The organism is Sphingobium sp. TomTYG73 (genome assembly GCF_055394245.1).
The window spans coordinates 435,732-450,698 of the sequence record NZ_AP027340.1; the positions used below are offsets into that span (position 1 = coordinate 435,732).

Here is a 14,967-nt window from a genome sequence, read left to right on the forward strand (position 1 = left end):
TCAAGCTTCCTGCTTTTGTCCAGCGTCTCTGGCAAAGGTCTGGTCCGGCCCCATGGGCTGGGTGAAGATGCGCGTGGCGATGCGCGCGCGGTGATGGGCGGGGGTGCCCCATGTTTGCGTCAGGGCAAGGGCGCGCTTCAAGAAGAGGTGGACGTCCACCTCCCAGCTGTAACCCATCGCGCCATGCACCTGGATCGAGGCGCGGGCGGCCTTGTCGGCGGCCTCAAGGGCCACCAGCTTGGCATGGCTGACACGGGCGCGGGCTTGCGTGTCGCGCGCGCCGATTTCGGCGGCCGCCGCTGCCACCACGGGCTTGGCGAATTCAATCGCGACCTGAGCGGAGGCCAGGTGATGCTTGACCGCCTGATAGCTGCCGATGGGCTTTCCGAACTGCTGCCGTTCCTTGGCATAGTCGACGGCGAGGTCGACCGACCGCTGGGCCAGGCCGAGGCCAAAGGCAGCGTTGAACAGCGCCGCGCGGTCGAGCGCCAAGTCCCAATCCGCCTTGCCCAAAGCCGTCGCCTTGTCCTTGCTCCACGCGACGGAGAAGATGCGGCGGAACGGATCGATGCTGGGCTGCGCCGTCAGCATCACCTGATCGGGCGTCACCAGATAGGCCTCACCGCCATCATGCAGGATAATAGCCGCCGCGCTGTCCGCATTGGCGACGAAGGGGTTGAGCGGATGCTGGATCGCAATCGTCGCGCTCGGATCGGCCAGCACGTCACTGTCGGGGGCCAGCGCCGCCAGCATCGGCGCGGCGACCCCTGCGCTTTCCACCAACGGCTCGGGCAGCGCGACATAACCCGCTTCCTGCGCAATCAGGGCAAAGTCAGTCTCGCCAAGCCCGATGCCACCCGCGCTTTCGGGCAGCAGCACCAGCGTCAGCCCGGTTTCCACGATGGAGGCCCAGCGCGCATCGTCGCGCGCCACGCCTGCTTCCATCATCTTGCGCCAATGATCGGGCGTGCAGCTGTCGGCGAACAGCGAGCGCGCGGTCTCGGCGAACATCAGCTGTTCTTCGCTTAAGGTGAAATCCATCTTAAATCCCCTTAGCGCGGCAGGCCGAGCATGCGCTCGGCGATGATGTTGCGCTGGATCTCGTTCGACCCGGCATAGATCGGGCCTGCGAGCGCGAAGATATAGTCGTCGATCCAGTCGACGGGGTTCGCGTCCGGCGCTTCGTGCGTGAGTTCGGCCTGCGGTCCCAGGATATTGAGCGCGGTTTGCGTGAGGTGAATGTCGAGTTCGGACCAGAAGATCTTGTTGGTCGACGCCTCCGGGCCGATCTTGGCGCCCGCCATCAGCCGCGAGGCGGTCTGGTAGATGTTGAGCGCATAGGCGTCGGCATTCATGTGCGCGCGTACGACATCGGCTTCGAGCGCGGGGTCGGCCGTTTCTTTGTTGGCGGTCCACAGCTCGGCAAGCTTCTTCGCTGCTACCTGATAGCGGGCAGGGGAGCGCAGCATGAGGCCGCGTTCAAAGCCTGCGGTCGCCATGCAGATATGCCAGCCCTGGCCTTCGTCGCCGAGGCGATTGAAGGCGGGGACGCGGACATTTTCGAGGAAAATCTCGGCGAAACCGACATGGCCGTTGATCTTCTTGATCGCATTGACCGTCACGCCCGGCGCATTCAGCGGGAAGAAGACCAGGCTCATGCCCTTGTGCCGCTCGCTGCCCGGCTCGCGGAACAGGCCGAATGCCCAGTCGGCGAACACCGCGCGGGAAGACCAGATCTTGTGGCCGTTCAGGATATATTCGTCGCCCTCACGCACGGCGGTCGCCCGCACGCCTGCCAGATCGGACCCGGCCATCGGTTCGGACCAGGCCTGCGCCCAGATTTCCTCGCCCGACGCCATCTTGGGCAGGAAACGCTGCTTCTGCTCATGAGTGCCGAATTCGATCAGCGTCGGACCCAACAGGAAAATGCCATTCTGGTTGACGCGGCCCGGCGCCCCGGCGCGATAATATTCTTCCTCGAAAATCAGCCACTGGATGAGGTCAAGGCCGCGCCCGCCATATTCCTTGGGCCATGTCACCATGCCCCAGTCGCCCGATTTCAGCGTATTTTCCCATTGGCGATGCGCTTCGAAACCTTCGCGCGTTGCGTCGAAATGCTCCAGCGATCCCTGCGGCACATGGGCTTCCAGCCAGCTGCGCACTTCGGCGCGGAACGCCTGCTGTTCGGGGGTATAGGTCAGGTCCATCAGAATTTCGCCGCGCCCTTGTTATCGACAAAGGCGTCGCGCGCCTTCTGGCTGTCTTCATGCATGTACATTTCGAGCGTGAAGCCCTGCTCGATCCGGTAATGGGCCGAGGGGTCGGTGGGCTCGATGAGGTTCAGCGCCTGCTTGGCGATGACCAGCGCGGCGCGGCTCTTGGACGCGATGATCTCGCAAAAGGCATAGGCCTCGTCCTTGAGATTTTCGAGCGGCACGACCTTGTGCACCGATCCGTGGCGATAGGCGTCCTCGACCGGAATGCGCCCGCCGGTGAAGAAATTGGCGCGCACCATCTGGACCGGCAGCATGCGGCTCATGAAGGCGGCTCCCCCCATCGCGCCGCGATCGATCTCGGGCAGCGAGAAATAGGCCCCTTCCGCCGCGATCAGCGCGTCGCAGGCGCCCGCGATATTGACGCCGCCGCCGATGACGAAGCCGTGGAGCGCGCCGACCACGGGGATCGCGCATTCGCGGATCGCCTTGAAGGTCAGGTAATTATCCTTGTTCAATTTGGCGATGCGCTCGGGATGGGCCTGCATCTCCTTGATGTCGACGCCGCCGCAGAAACCGCGGCCTTCGGCGCGGATCAGGATGCACTTCACATCTTCATTCGCCGCGGCTTCGTAAACCATGGCCGGGATCGATTCCCAACCCTTGGTGTCGAAGGCGTTGACCGGCGGATGGTCGAACAGGATTTCGGCGATGGCGCCCTTGACGGTCAGCGTAATCGGCATTGTCTTCCCTCTTCTTCAGGCGGCGCTGGCGGTCTCGCGGCCCATCGCGGCGAGCGCGGCCAGGCGCTCATGCGCCTCGGCGACGATGCGATCGACCAGTTCCTGGCAGCTGGGTATTTCAACGATGCGTCCGCCGACCACGCCGGTCGCCATCACGCCATGTTCGATGTCGCCCTCGACCACCGCCTTCTGGATCAGCATCGGCATGGTCGCGGCCATCATCGCCTGCTTCAGGGGCACCTGGCCATGGCCGGTCATGCCCTTGGCCGACTTGATCATGTCGAGCCAGCTGGCCCCGCTCAGCTTCTTCATCGCCGCGCTCGCTTCGAGCGCGCGCAGCCACATGGCGAGCTTTCCGGATTTCTCGATCTTGTCCATCAGGCGGGTGCGCACCATCCGCTGCGGGATGCCGTCGAGCTTGGTCGTGACGACGATGCGGTCGGTCGAGGCCTTGAGATATTCCGCCTTGGCGCTGTCGGGGACCGGGCTTTCCTTGGTGAGGAGGAAACGCGTGCCCATGGCGATGCCGACCGCGCCATAGGCGAGCGCTGCGGCAAGGCCACGCCCGTCGGCAAAGCCGCCGCTCGCGATCACCGGCACCTTGACGGCGTCAAGCACCTGGGGGAGCAGCACGGTGGTGGGGACAGAGCCTGTATGCCCGCCGCCTTCGCCGCCCTGGACATTGACCATGTCAACGCCGAGCTCGACCATCTTCTGCGCATGCTTGACCGCGCCGACGGTGGGGATGCACAATATGCCCGCATCCTTGAACCGGCCGATCATCTTGGCATTGGGGCCACGGCCAAAGCTCACCGCGCGCACCTGATCCTTGTTGGCGAGGATCAGCTCGACGATTGCGTCAGCGCCGGGCTGAAAGCTGTGGAAGTTGACGCCGAAGGGCCGGTCGGTGCCCTTGCGGACGGCGAGCAGCTTCTCGCGCGCTTCGTCCGGCGTCATCACCGCCGCGCCGAGGAAGCCGAAGGCGCCCGCATTGCTCGACCCGATGACGAGGCTGGGTTCCGCCACCCAGCCCATCGCGGTCTGGATGATCGGCCAGCGGCAGCCAAGCCGCTCCGTCAGGATCGTGTGCAGCGGATCGCCCATCATTCGCTCGCCTGTTTCTTATTGGCCTCGGCCATCTTCTTGGCATCGAGGCCCGCGATCGAACTGCCCTGGACGAGGTCGTTCTGGGCATGGGCGAAATGGTGCATATGATATTGCGCGTCCATCGCGTTGCGCTTGCCCATCAGCTCCTCGACATGGTTGACCGCCTGCTTGGTCAGCCAGTTGCCAAGGCGGGGCTGGGCGACGAGCTTGGCCGCCATGCCTGCCACCGTCTCGCGCAGCGCCTCGCGGGAGACGATCTTGTTGACCATGCCGAAGCTTTCGGCCCGCTGCGCGCTCATCCGCTCGCCCAGTAGCAGGAATTCCTTGGCGACGCGCGGGGGGAGCTCATAGGCATGGGCGAAATATTCGACGCCCGGGATGCCCATGCGGTTGACCGGGTCCTGGAAGAAGGCGTCGTCGGTCGCGACGATGAGGTCGCACACCCAGGCGAGCATGAGGCCGCCCGCGACGCAGGCCCCCTGCACCATGGCGATGGTGGGCTTGGGCGCATCGCGCCAGCGCCGGCACATGCCGACATATTGCTCCTTCTCGCGGGTGTAGAGCAGTTCGGCCGCGGGCTTGTTGACATGGCCGGGCACCAGCAACCGGTTCTCGAAATGCTGGTGCACGTCGCGGCCCGGCGTGCCGATGTCATGGCCAGCGGAGAAATGCTTGCCGTTGCCGCCCAGCACGATCGCGCGCACATCGTCATCGTTCACGGCGCGTACGAACGCGTCATCAAGGGCATAGGTCATCTGGCCGTTCTGGGCGTTGTTGAAGCCCGGACGGTTCATCATGATCCACGCGACATGGTCGATCACCTCATAGGTGACCGGCTCATCCGTTTCGTAAACAATGTCGACCTGCTGCGGTTCGACCAGGCGGTCGGTCTCGTTCATCGTCAGGCTGCCCTTCTGTCTCCGGCCGGATTGTCCTTGAACACGGTCGCCCGGACATTATTGGGGTCGATCTTCGCGATCAGCTCCAGCTGCTCGGCCGTTGGCGCGGGCGTGGTGGGGATTTCGCCATCGATTTTTGCCAGCGGGAAGCCGGTATTGTCCTGCACTTCCTCGAACGTCACACCCGGATGCAGCGAGATCACGCGGATCTGGTGATCCGGCCCGCCGAAATCCATCACGCAAAGGTTGGTGATGATGCGGCGCAAGTCCAGGCCCTGGGGCGCAGCGCCATTGCGGTAGCGCGCCGGGTTGTAGCCCGCCATGCACACGAAATCGACCTCGCCCTCAACAAACGCCCGCTTGTTGTGGTTTGCAAAGAAGAAGCTGTTGGGGTGGCTGATCGAATTGCCCGGAAATCCGCGCGCGCCCAGCATCGCTGCTTTGGGCTTCTTGTGATCGCCAATAACGGAGATGTTCGCCTGGCCATAGCGGTCGATCTGCACCGGCCCGACCAGCGCATGGCGGCGGCCGCTCCACAGCGCCGAGAAGACGCGGTCATAATTGGCGATGCCTTCAAATTCTGGCTCGGCGGTACGCTTGCCCGGGCCGACCGGCTCGCTGGTGTACCAGGCCTCGCCATCGGTGGTCTGGATCGCGGGCGCGAAGCTCAGTTTGGCAAGGCCAGCGCCGATGCGGGGGAGGGGGCCGATGCCGGTCGCCATCACCTCGCCATTCTCGCGCCAAACTTCGGCGCAGGCGGCGATGACGAGTTCAGCGAGCGAATAGCTGTTCTGGGTCATGGGTCTCTCGCTTAGTAAATGGGGACGGGGAGCTGCTTGACGGCGTCCGCGCCGCCGATCGCTGCCTGATAATCGGCTTCCGACACGTCGATATATTTCGCCTTATACTCGGCCCAGGCTTCGGGCGAGGCGGCGCTTTCGACATAGGTCTTGATGTGCTTGAGATCGAGCTGATAGTCGGGGTCAGCGCTCGAGGGATGCGCGCCCAAGGGTGCCTCGGCAACGCCGGTGATCATCGCGCGCTCGACGAGGTTGTAGCGGCTGTTCTTCTTCATATCGAGCTCAGCCGTCGGCACGATCTTCTCGACCGTCGCGTAGCTTTTCTTGGCTGCGCGCACGAGCAGTTCATCGAAGATCGGATCGACCGAGAGGGTGAGGATATTGCCGCGCTCGTCGGAACGATGGGCATGGATGAGCGCGATGTCGGGCACCAGCGCTGGCATGGCGACGAATTCCTCGCCATCGGCATAGGGGCTCTTCACGAATTTGAAGTCAAAGCCGTCCTGCGTGATGATGTCGGTGCCGATGCCCACGCGCGTCGGCAGGAAGGGCAGCTTCATCGCGCCTGCGCGCAGACCCCAATGATACATGCCCTCGTCAAGCTCGAGCACCTCGAAGGCGCCCGCCTGGCGGGCGTTGCGGAAATGGGGTTCGAGCGGATAATGGTCGAGGCTGGCAAAGGCGAAGACCAGCTTCCTGATCTTGCCGGTGGCGGCGAGCAGGCCGATGTCCATGCCGCCATAGCCCGCCATGACGGTCAGGTCTTTCAGGTTCGAGCGGGCGATGGCGCGGATCAGCGCCATGGGCTTGCGGCGCGTGGCCCACCCGCCGATGCCGATGGTCATCCCGTCGGAAATCTGGTCGACGATGTCGTCGACGCTCATGCGCTTGTCGAGCATAATGTCAGTCATCCTTTTGCGTCAGTCCTGCTCATGAGCCCATTTATGGCCCCAGTCGCTTACAGAAAGGCTGGTGGTGGGGACCCAGGTCGCCGGGTCGATTACCAGGCCGTTCCAGCCATATTCGATGTCGAAGCCGCCGGGCGTCTGCATGTAGAAGCTGGTCATCTTGTCGTTGACATGACGGCCCAGCGTTGCCGAGAGCGGCACCTTGCCCTTGCTCTTCAAAACCCGGTCATAGGCGCGGCCGACATCCTCGAGGGAGCCGACCTCGAGCATCATGTGGACAGCGCCATTGGGGCTTTCGGGCAGCTGGCCAAGCGCCAGGCTGTGATGGCGGCCATTGCAGTGCATGAAGGCAAAGCCCACGCCCGGATCATCCGCGCCCCCACCCATCAGGTAGAAGCGGCCAAGGTCGGTGTCGCCAAAGCCCATGACCTCTTTGTAGAAGGCGTGGGTCTCGTCGAAATTGGGGGCAGTGAGCACGACATGGCCCATCCCCATGTCGCCGTCCGCGCCATGGGGGCTGCCGGTCACGAAGCGGCTGACGCCCGCGGGCGAGACGAAGGGGGCGTAGTCGACGAAGCGGCCGTAGAAGAGCTCCATCGGGTTACCCGCCGGGTCGGACGAGCGGGCCAGTTCATAGACCTGACGGCCACGCGCTTCCATGACCCCCGCCCGTTCCACCGGACGGCCCGCCGCCTCGAGGCGGGCCAGCACCGATTCGAAGGCGTCACGATTCGCGCATTCCCAGCCCGGCGCCACGAAGCGGTCGGCCGCGCCTTTCTGCACCCGCAGGCGCCAGGGCCGGTCGTCCATGCGAAACAGCGCGACGTCTTCGTCCGGCGAAGGGGCCGCCATCAGCCCTGCGATATTGCAGGCAAAATCCTGCCACGGCCCGAGCTCCCGCGCCTCGATCACCACATAGCCTAGCGATATCACTGCCATTTCAAGCGCCTCGCCTTCTTTCCTGTCTGCCAGCCATGCTCTGCCGCAGAGCGTTGCAAAATGACCTTCCCCATACGCATATGGCAAGCGCTGCCGCCTGTTTCGCGCTTGGCAAGGAGGGGCAGTTAAGCGCGCTCACGAGCTTATGGCAATTCGTTCCCAATCCGCCTATAAGCAACGGCCCAAATGCGCAAGCCCTGTTTGCCTTGACAGTTTGCGTAATAGCAGTTTACATAATCTACGCATATAGCAAATCTGAAGTAGAGTCGCCTACAATGGAGAAGATCATGACCGGGGCAGTAGCAAGCCGACCCATTGACGAGGCGAATGCCGGGATACCTTCGCCCGAAAGTCTGATCGCCAAAGCCAGGGCCATGATCCCGACGCTGCGCCAGCGCGCGCGCGCCTGCACCATCGCCCATGACGTGCCCCCCGAAACCGTCGCCGAGATGAAGGCGGCCGGCTTCTTCCGCGTGCTCCAGCCCAAGCGTTACGGCGGCTATGAGATGCACCCCAATGTCTTCTTCGAAATCCAGAAGGCGCTTGCCGAAGGCTGCATGTCGACAGGCTGGATCTACGGCGTGCTGGGCTGCCACCCCTATGAACTCGCCCTCTTCCATGACGAGGCGCAGAAGGAAGTGTGGGGCGATGATCCCGACATGCTCGTCTCCTCCACCTATCAGCCGGTCGGCAAGGTGGAAAAGGTCGAAGGGGGCTTCTACCTGTCGGGCCGCTGGGGCTTCTCCTCAGGCTCCTCCCATTGCGGTTGGGTGCTGCTTGGCGCGATCAATTTCGACACCGATGGCGGCCCGCCCGACATGCGCACCTTCCTGCTGCCGCGCTCCGACTATCAGGTGATCGAAGGCACCTGGGACACGTTCGGCCTTCAGGGTACCGGCAGCTTCGACATCGTCGTCGAGCGCGTGTTCGTGCCCGAACACCGCACCCACAAGGCCAGCGACGGCTTTGCCGGGACCAATCCGGGCCAGGAAACCAACACCGCCCCGCTCTACCGCATCCCCTGGGCGCAGCTCTTCATCCGCTCGGTCTCCAGCGCCGCCTTCGGCGGCATCCGCGCCGCCACTGGCGCTGCGATGGAGATCATGGGCAACCGCGTCTCGACCAACACCGGCAAGGCGTCCAAGGCCGACCCCAATCTCCACGCCGCCATCGCCCGCGCGATCGCCGAGACCAACGAGATGGAACTCACCCACCGCACGACCTTCAATGACCTCATGGACTATGCGGGCCGCAATGAGCCCGTGCCGATGGAAAAGCGCGCGCTCTTTGCCTACCAGTCCGCCAGCGTCGTGCGCCGCATGGCCGAACTGGCCGACGGCATGGTCAAGCTGCTGGGCGGCCGGGCGGTCTATATGTCGAGCCCGATCCTCCAGCCCTGGCTCGACCTCCACGCCGCGCGCGCTCATGTCGCCAATGACCCGGCCAACCGCACCAGCGATGTCATCGGCACGATCAATGGCGAACCGCCCGCCTTCACCTTCATCTGAAGCGAGCATCTGACCATCTGACATCTGGACAGCATCGGGCCAGGACAAAAGAGGATATCCATGGGCAGTGAATTGATCCGCAAGACCTATAGCGTTGCGGGCGGATATGAGATTTCGATCGCGGAAATCGCAGGGGCGCAGGCAAACGCCCCCACCGTCATCTTCATCCATGGCAGCGGTCCCGGCGCATCGGGCGCGTCCAACTTCCGCAACAATGCGCAAGATTTTGCCGATGCCGGTTACCGCGTCATCCTGCCCGACCTCATCGGCTATGGCGCCTCCTCCAAGCCCGAGACCGATTATCCGCTCGAGCTGTTCACGCAAACTTTGCTCGATGCGCTCAAGCAACATGGCATCACCGGCGGCCACCTCATCGGCAATTCGCTCGGCGGCGGCATCGCCCTCCAGATCGCGCTCGACCACCCTGAATTCACCATCGGCAAGCTCGTCCTGATGGCGCCGGGCTGCGTGGCGGAACAGATGAGCTATTTCACCATGTCCGGCATCGCCAAGATGCGCTCGGGCTTTGGCAGCCCTGAATTCAACATCGAGGAACAGCGCCGCCTGATCGGCAACCTCATGCACCCATCCTCGGCGCACCTGATCACCGACGCGCTGGTCGAGGAACGTTTTGCCGTCGCGCGCACCCAGCCCAAGGATGTGCTCGCCCGCGTCAAGACCCCCGACCTTGGGCCGCGCCTGGGCGAGGTCAAGCAGCCCATCTTCGTCCTCTGGGGCCTCAATGACGAATTCTGTCCCGAAAGCCACGCCCGCCTGTTCCTCGACGCCTGCCCCGACGTGCGCTGCCTCACCTTCTCGCAGACCGGCCATTGGGTGCAGGTCGAGCGGGCGGCAGAGTTCAACCGCTACTCGCTGGACTTCCTGAAGAATGGCTGACGCTGCTCCTGCGCAATCCGTGCCTGTTCCAGAGCCCGTCGATGTCACCGCTGGCCTTAAGGGCGCGATGCGCCGCCTGCCCTCGGGCGTGGCGATCGTCACCGCGCTGGGCGAGGGCAAGACGCCGGTCGGCATGGCCGCGACCTCGATCACCTCACTCACCATGGACCCGCCAGCGGTCCTCGTCTGCGTCAACCAGACAGCGGGCATCCACGCCCATCTCTCGCCCGGCTGTCCGGTCAGCATCAACCTCCTCTCGCGCCACCAGCGCGAAGTGTCGGCAGCATTCGGCGGCGCGGTGGCGCGCGAGGCGCGCTTTGGCGTTGGCAGCTGGACCCCCGATGCCCATGGCCTTCCCATCCTCGATGAAGCGCAGGCCAACCTCTCCTGCACGATCGAGAGCATGACCCCCTTTGGCACCCACAGCATCGTCATCGCCCGGGTCAAGGCGGTGCGCCTGTCCGACGCGGTCGATCCCCTCATCTTCCAGGACGGAGCCTATCTGTGAGCGATAGCCTGAACGAAACATTGGCGGACGAGCTCTACCAGGCGCTGCGCGAGGGGCGCACCGTGCCGCCGCTGATGGCACGTTACCCGCAGCTTGGCATCGATGACGCCTATGCGATCTCGCTTGGCGCGCTCGAACGCCGCAAGGGTGATGGCGAGCGCGTCATCGGCAAGAAGATCGGCGTCACCTCCAAGGCCGTGCAGGACATGCTGGGCGTGCACCAGCCCGATTTCGGTTTCCTGACCGACCGCATGTATATCGAGGGCGATATCGATGTCGCGGCAAACGGCCTCATCGCGCCGCGCGCCGAGGCGGAGATCGGCTTCATCCTGAAAGACAGCCTCAAGGGGCCGGGCGTCACGGCGGAAGATGTGATCGCTGCGACGGAGAGCATCGTTCCCTGTTTCGAGATCGTCGACAGCCGCATCCAGGACTGGAAGATCGGCATCGTCGATACCGTCGCCGACAATGCCTCCTGCGGCGTCTATGTGCTGGGCGAGGCGCGCGCAAACCCGCGCGACCATGACCTCCCCAATCTCCATGTCACCGTCACCAAGAATGGGCAGCCGCTCTCGGAAGGCTATGGCCATGCGGTGCAGGGATCGCCAGCGCAGGCGGTCGCCTGGCTCGCCAATACGCTGGGCGCCTATGGGGTAACGCTCGACGCCGGGGATGTGATATTGTCGGGCAGCCTGGTGCCGCTCGAACCGGCGCGGCCAGGCGATATATTCGAGATGCAGCTCCACGGGGTTGGCAGCTGCACCGCGCGCTTTATCTGAATATGAAAAGTGGCGCATCGCTTGCGGGCGATGCCGTGAGGAGTAAGTAATGACGGGCAAGGTCAAGGCGGCGATCATCGGGTCGGGCAATATCGGCACCGACCTCATGATCAAGATGATCAAATATCCGCAGAATATGGAACTGGTGGCCGTGGTCGGCATCGACGAGGCGTCCGAGGGCCTCGCCATGGCGCGCGAGCGCGGCGTCGCCACCACCCATGAGGGGCTGGAAGGCCTCATGAAGATGGACGTCTACCCTGAGATCGGCATCGTGTTCGACGCGACCAGTGCCTATGCCCACAAGGTCCATGACGAAGCGCTGCGCAAGGACGGCAAGCAGGTGGTCGACCTCACCCCCGCCGCGATCGGCCCCTACACCATCCCCACGGTCAACGGCGAAGCCAATCTCGATGCTGGCAACGTCAACATGGTGACCTGCGGCGGCCAGGCGACGATCCCGATGGTCGCTGCGGTGAGCCAGGTCGCGACCGTCCATTATGCCGAGATCGTCGCGTCGGTCTCCTCGCGCTCGGCGGGGCCTGGCACCCGCGCCAATATCGACGAGTTCACCCGCACCACCGCAGGCGCCATCGAAAAGGTCGGCGGCGCGGCGCAGGGCAAGGCGATCATCATCCTCAATCCCGCCGAACCGCCGATGATCATGCGCGACACGGTGTTCACTTTGTCGGAAGGCGCGGATGAAGAGACGATCCGCGCCTCGGTCGAGGCGATGGTCAAGAAGGTGCAGGCCTATGTGCCGGGCTATCGCCTCAAGCAGGACGTGCAGTTCGAGCGCTTTGGCGACAACAACAAGCTCACCATCCCCGGTCGCGGCGAGTTCACCGGGGTCAAGACCATGATCCTGCTCGAGGTCGAAGGCGCGGGCGATTATCTGCCGAGCTATTCGGGCAATCTCGACATCATGACCGCCGCCGCCAAGGCGACCGGCGAGCTGCTCGCGCAGCGCATCGCCCAGGGCAAGACGGTCGCCGCTTGAAGCGCGCGCCCACGGAGTATCAAGACATGACCAGCACATTCAACGTCGAGGCGGGCGACAAGCTCTATATCCAGGACGTGACGCTACGCGATGGCATGCACGCCATCCGCCACATGTACGGCATCGACCATGTGAAATCGATCGCCAAGGCGCTGGATGACGCAGGGGTCGACGCGATCGAGGTTGCCCATGGCGACGGCCTCAATGGCGCGAGCTTCAACTATGGTTTCGGCGCGCATACCGATTGGGAATGGCTCGAGGCGGTCGCTCGGTGCTGACCAAATCGTGCTCACCACGCTGATCCTGCCGGGCGTCGGCACGGTCGAGGAACTGCGCCGCGCCTATGACATCGGCGTGCGCTCGGTGCGGGTCGCGACCCATTGCACCGAGGCCGACGTCTCGAAACAGCATATCGGCATCGCCCGCGATCTTGGCATGGACGTCTCGGGGTTCCTGATGATGAGCCACATGATCGAGCCGGAGAAGCTGGCGAGCCAGGCGGCCCTCATGGAAAGCTATGGCGCGCAGTGCGTCTATGTGACCGACAGCGGCGGCGCGCTCGACATGGATGGGGTCCGCGCACGGTTCGAAGCCTATGACCGGGTCTTGAAGCCCGAGACCCAGCGCGGCATCCACGCTCACCATAATCTCTCGCTCGGCGTCGCCAACTCGATCGTCGCCGCGCAATGCGGTGCGGTGCGTATTGACGCGTCGCTCACCGGCATGGGCGCGGGCGCTGGCAATGCGCCATTGGAAGTGTTCATCGCCGCTGCCGAGCGCAAGGGCTGGAACCATGGCTGCAATGTCATGGCGCTGATGGACGCGGCCGAGGATCTGGTTCGCCCCTTGCAGGACCGGCCGGTTCGGGTCGACCGCGAGACCCTCGCGCTGGGCTATGCCGGGGTTTATTCCTCGTTCCTGCGTCATGCCGAAAAGGCCGCCGAAACCTACGGCCTCGACACCCGCACTATCCTCGTTGAACTCGGCCGTCGCAAGATGGTCGGGGGCCAAGAGGACATGATCGTCGATGTCGCATTGGATATGGTCAAGGCGCGCGAAGCCGCGGCCTGATCAGCCGCCGGGCGCGGCTTGTTCGCGCCCGGCACGGCTCATGCGGAACAGGAGGAGAGGATATGGCCGATAGACGCCTGTCGCTCGACCATATCACCGTCACCGACACCACACCCTGGCAGCTTGCGCAAATCGCCGCACAGGTGGGCTGCGCAGGCATCTGCCCGTTCCTCCACTCGATGGAGGTGCTGCCCGCCATGCCCAGCTATGACCTGGTGCGCGACCCCCAGGCGCTGCGCCAGACCCGCGATGCGCTCGCCGCCACCGGGGTCACGGTCGACCTTGTCTATCCCTTCACCATGGCGGGGCGCACCAACCCTGCTGACTTCATCCCCGCGCTCGAAACCGGCGCAGCGCTCGGCGCGCGCCTCGCCAATGTGCTCTGCTACGACCGCGATCCCATCCGCCGCACCGAGAAGCTCGTCGAACTGGCCGAGCTCGCCGCCCCGTTCGACATCGCCCTCGCAATCGAATTTTATCCCCCCTCCCAGGTCCAAACCTTAAGGGCCGCCCTTGAGGAAATAGCCCGTTCCGGCCGATCCGACATCAAGGTCACAGCCGACCTTCTCCACATCATGCGTGGACCCGAACCAGACACCAGCTTCCCCCTCCTTGCCCACCCCGCCATCGCCATCGCCCAGATAGCCGACGGCCCAACAACCATCGATCCCAGCGAACTCGAACGCGAAGCCGGCATCCAGCGGCAACTCCCCGGACAGGGCGCGTTCAATATCCCAGCGTTCCTCAACGCCCTCAATCCCAACACACCGCTCAGCGTCGAAATACCCCAGCAAAACGCCATCGATAAAGGCATCACCCCACAAATGCGGGCGCAAATGGCGGTGGATGCGGCACGGAGCGTTCTGAAACGGCGACGGTAACCTAGGGTGGCGCCGCAGATTTTTTTACATAGCTAAATTGCGCGTTTCTTACGCATCGGGTCGCTGAGCGATGATCTCCGTCGTAATATTCGGCGAGGTTTACATGATAGCATTGCGTCCTCGCGAAACGCGTTAAGGCGTATGCCGTCGGCTTCACACGCCTCATGTGGCACTCTCCATTTCCACACGCTATACCTTCGTGGATCGACGGGAGTCATGGCGGCATGCAGATAAGGAATGGGCGGATGACAGCGCCGCCCTCATTGGACGCGCTGGACAATAATATCATCGAAATCCTGCGGACCAATGGGCGAGCGACCAACCAGGACATTGCGCAGCAGCTATCGGTGACCGCCGCGACCGTTTCGGCACGGTTGCAGAAGATGGAAGATGCGCGCGCCATGCGCGTGGTCGCCGTGACCGACTTCGCCGCCAGGGGATATAATGTCATCCTGGCCGTGGGCGTCAGGGTGCAGGGGCGCGGCATTCAGGATGTAGGCCGCGATCTGGCGAAATTCCCCGAGGTGCTTAGCGTCAACGCCATGAACGGCGGATATGACCTGGAATTGATGGTGGCGCTGCACGATTTTTCCGAGGTTCAGCAATTCCTCTACGATCATATTTCCGGCATCGAGGGTGTTGCCCATATCGATTCCGGTATCGCGGTGGATATCGTGAAATATGAATTCAATGTGGTGCCCTTGGGGCCGACCTGAC

The 14,967-nt window shown here is 63.7% G+C and carries 15 protein-coding genes and 1 pseudogene; 8 read left to right on the forward strand and 8 right to left on the reverse strand.

Going from position 1 to position 14,967, the window contains the following annotated elements; genetic code table 11:
• From ACZ5TH_RS14890 to ACZ5TH_RS14925, 8 genes are read right to left on the reverse strand one after another with little or no spacing between them, the layout of a single operon-like run.
• Nucleotides 1–1,041 (reverse strand): acyl-CoA dehydrogenase family protein, encoded by a 1,041-nt coding sequence (locus tag ACZ5TH_RS14890; RefSeq protein WP_464795503.1) that lies wholly within the window; start codon nt 1,039–1,041, stop codon nt 1–3.
• A gap of 11 nt (nt 1,042–1,052) precedes the next feature.
• Entirely contained in the window at nt 1,053–2,207 is a 1,155-nt protein-coding gene (locus ACZ5TH_RS14895) for an acyl-CoA dehydrogenase (protein WP_464795502.1), read from the reverse strand.
• On the reverse strand, nt 2,207–2,956 hold the full coding sequence (locus ACZ5TH_RS14900; RefSeq protein ID WP_464795501.1) for an enoyl-CoA hydratase family protein: 750 nt from the start codon (nt 2,954–2,956) through the stop codon (nt 2,207–2,209). The genes ACZ5TH_RS14895 and ACZ5TH_RS14900 overlap by 1 nt, the downstream gene beginning before the upstream one ends.
• Before the next feature lie 15 nt (nt 2,957–2,971).
• Nucleotides 2,972–4,060: an NAD(P)H-dependent flavin oxidoreductase gene (locus ACZ5TH_RS14905; protein WP_464795500.1), complete on the reverse strand. Its 1,089-nt coding sequence runs from the start codon at nt 4,058–4,060 to the stop codon at nt 2,972–2,974.
• A complete protein-coding gene (locus ACZ5TH_RS14910; protein WP_464795499.1) occupies nt 4,060–4,962 on the reverse strand; it encodes an enoyl-CoA hydratase in 903 nt (300 codons plus the stop codon). Before ACZ5TH_RS14910 ends, ACZ5TH_RS14905 begins: the two co-directional genes overlap by 1 nt.
• A gap of 2 nt (nt 4,963–4,964) precedes the next feature.
• Complete coding sequence (locus tag ACZ5TH_RS14915; RefSeq protein WP_464795498.1) at nt 4,965–5,762, reverse strand: CoA-transferase subunit beta; 798 nt, start codon at nt 5,760–5,762, stop codon at nt 4,965–4,967.
• 11 nt (nt 5,763–5,773) lie between these two features.
• On the reverse strand, nt 5,774–6,673 hold the full coding sequence (locus ACZ5TH_RS14920; RefSeq protein WP_449468756.1) for a CoA transferase subunit A: 900 nt from the start codon (nt 6,671–6,673) through the stop codon (nt 5,774–5,776).
• Nucleotides 6,674–6,682: 9 nt separating this feature from the next.
• Entirely contained in the window at nt 6,683–7,609 is a 927-nt protein-coding gene (locus ACZ5TH_RS14925; RefSeq protein WP_464795497.1) for a VOC family protein, read from the reverse strand.
• A 287-nt stretch (nt 7,610–7,896) separates the two neighbouring features.
• Between ACZ5TH_RS14925 and ACZ5TH_RS14930 the strand changes: the two genes are divergently transcribed.
• From ACZ5TH_RS14930 to ACZ5TH_RS14965, 8 genes and pseudogenes are all read left to right on the forward strand, one after another.
• Nucleotides 7,897–9,117: an acyl-CoA dehydrogenase family protein gene (locus ACZ5TH_RS14930; RefSeq protein WP_464795496.1), complete on the forward strand. Its 1,221-nt coding sequence runs from the start codon at nt 7,897–7,899 to the stop codon at nt 9,115–9,117.
• Between the two features lie 60 nt (nt 9,118–9,177).
• A complete protein-coding gene (locus ACZ5TH_RS14935; RefSeq protein ID WP_464795495.1) occupies nt 9,178–10,014 on the forward strand; it encodes an alpha/beta fold hydrolase in 837 nt (278 codons plus the stop codon).
• Nucleotides 10,007–10,522 (forward strand): flavin reductase family protein, encoded by a 516-nt coding sequence (locus ACZ5TH_RS14940; RefSeq protein WP_449468763.1) that lies wholly within the window; start codon nt 10,007–10,009, stop codon nt 10,520–10,522. Before ACZ5TH_RS14935 ends, ACZ5TH_RS14940 begins: the two co-directional genes overlap by 8 nt.
• Nucleotides 10,519–11,301, forward strand: coding sequence for a fumarylacetoacetate hydrolase family protein (locus ACZ5TH_RS14945; RefSeq protein ID WP_464772709.1), 783 nt, complete (start codon nt 10,519–10,521; stop codon nt 11,299–11,301). Before ACZ5TH_RS14940 ends, ACZ5TH_RS14945 begins: the two co-directional genes overlap by 4 nt.
• Before the next feature lie 49 nt (nt 11,302–11,350).
• Nucleotides 11,351–12,298, forward strand: a complete 948-nt coding sequence (locus tag ACZ5TH_RS14950) for an acetaldehyde dehydrogenase (acetylating) (protein ID WP_464795494.1) — start codon at nt 11,351–11,353, stop codon at nt 12,296–12,298.
• Nucleotides 12,299–12,324: 26 nt separating this feature from the next.
• Nucleotides 12,325–13,369 (forward strand): annotated as a pseudogene (gene dmpG / locus ACZ5TH_RS14955) (4-hydroxy-2-oxovalerate aldolase).
• 62 nt (nt 13,370–13,431) lie between these two features.
• Nucleotides 13,432–14,250 carry a sugar phosphate isomerase/epimerase family protein gene (locus ACZ5TH_RS14960; protein WP_464795713.1) on the forward strand — a complete coding sequence of 273 codons (819 nt, stop codon included), beginning with the start codon at nt 13,432–13,434 and terminating at the stop codon, nt 14,248–14,250.
• Between the two features lie 245 nt (nt 14,251–14,495).
• Complete coding sequence (locus ACZ5TH_RS14965) at nt 14,496–14,966, forward strand: Lrp/AsnC family transcriptional regulator (RefSeq protein WP_196227476.1); 471 nt, start codon at nt 14,496–14,498, stop codon at nt 14,964–14,966.
• The last annotated feature ends 1 nt before the right edge of the window (nt 14,967 follow it).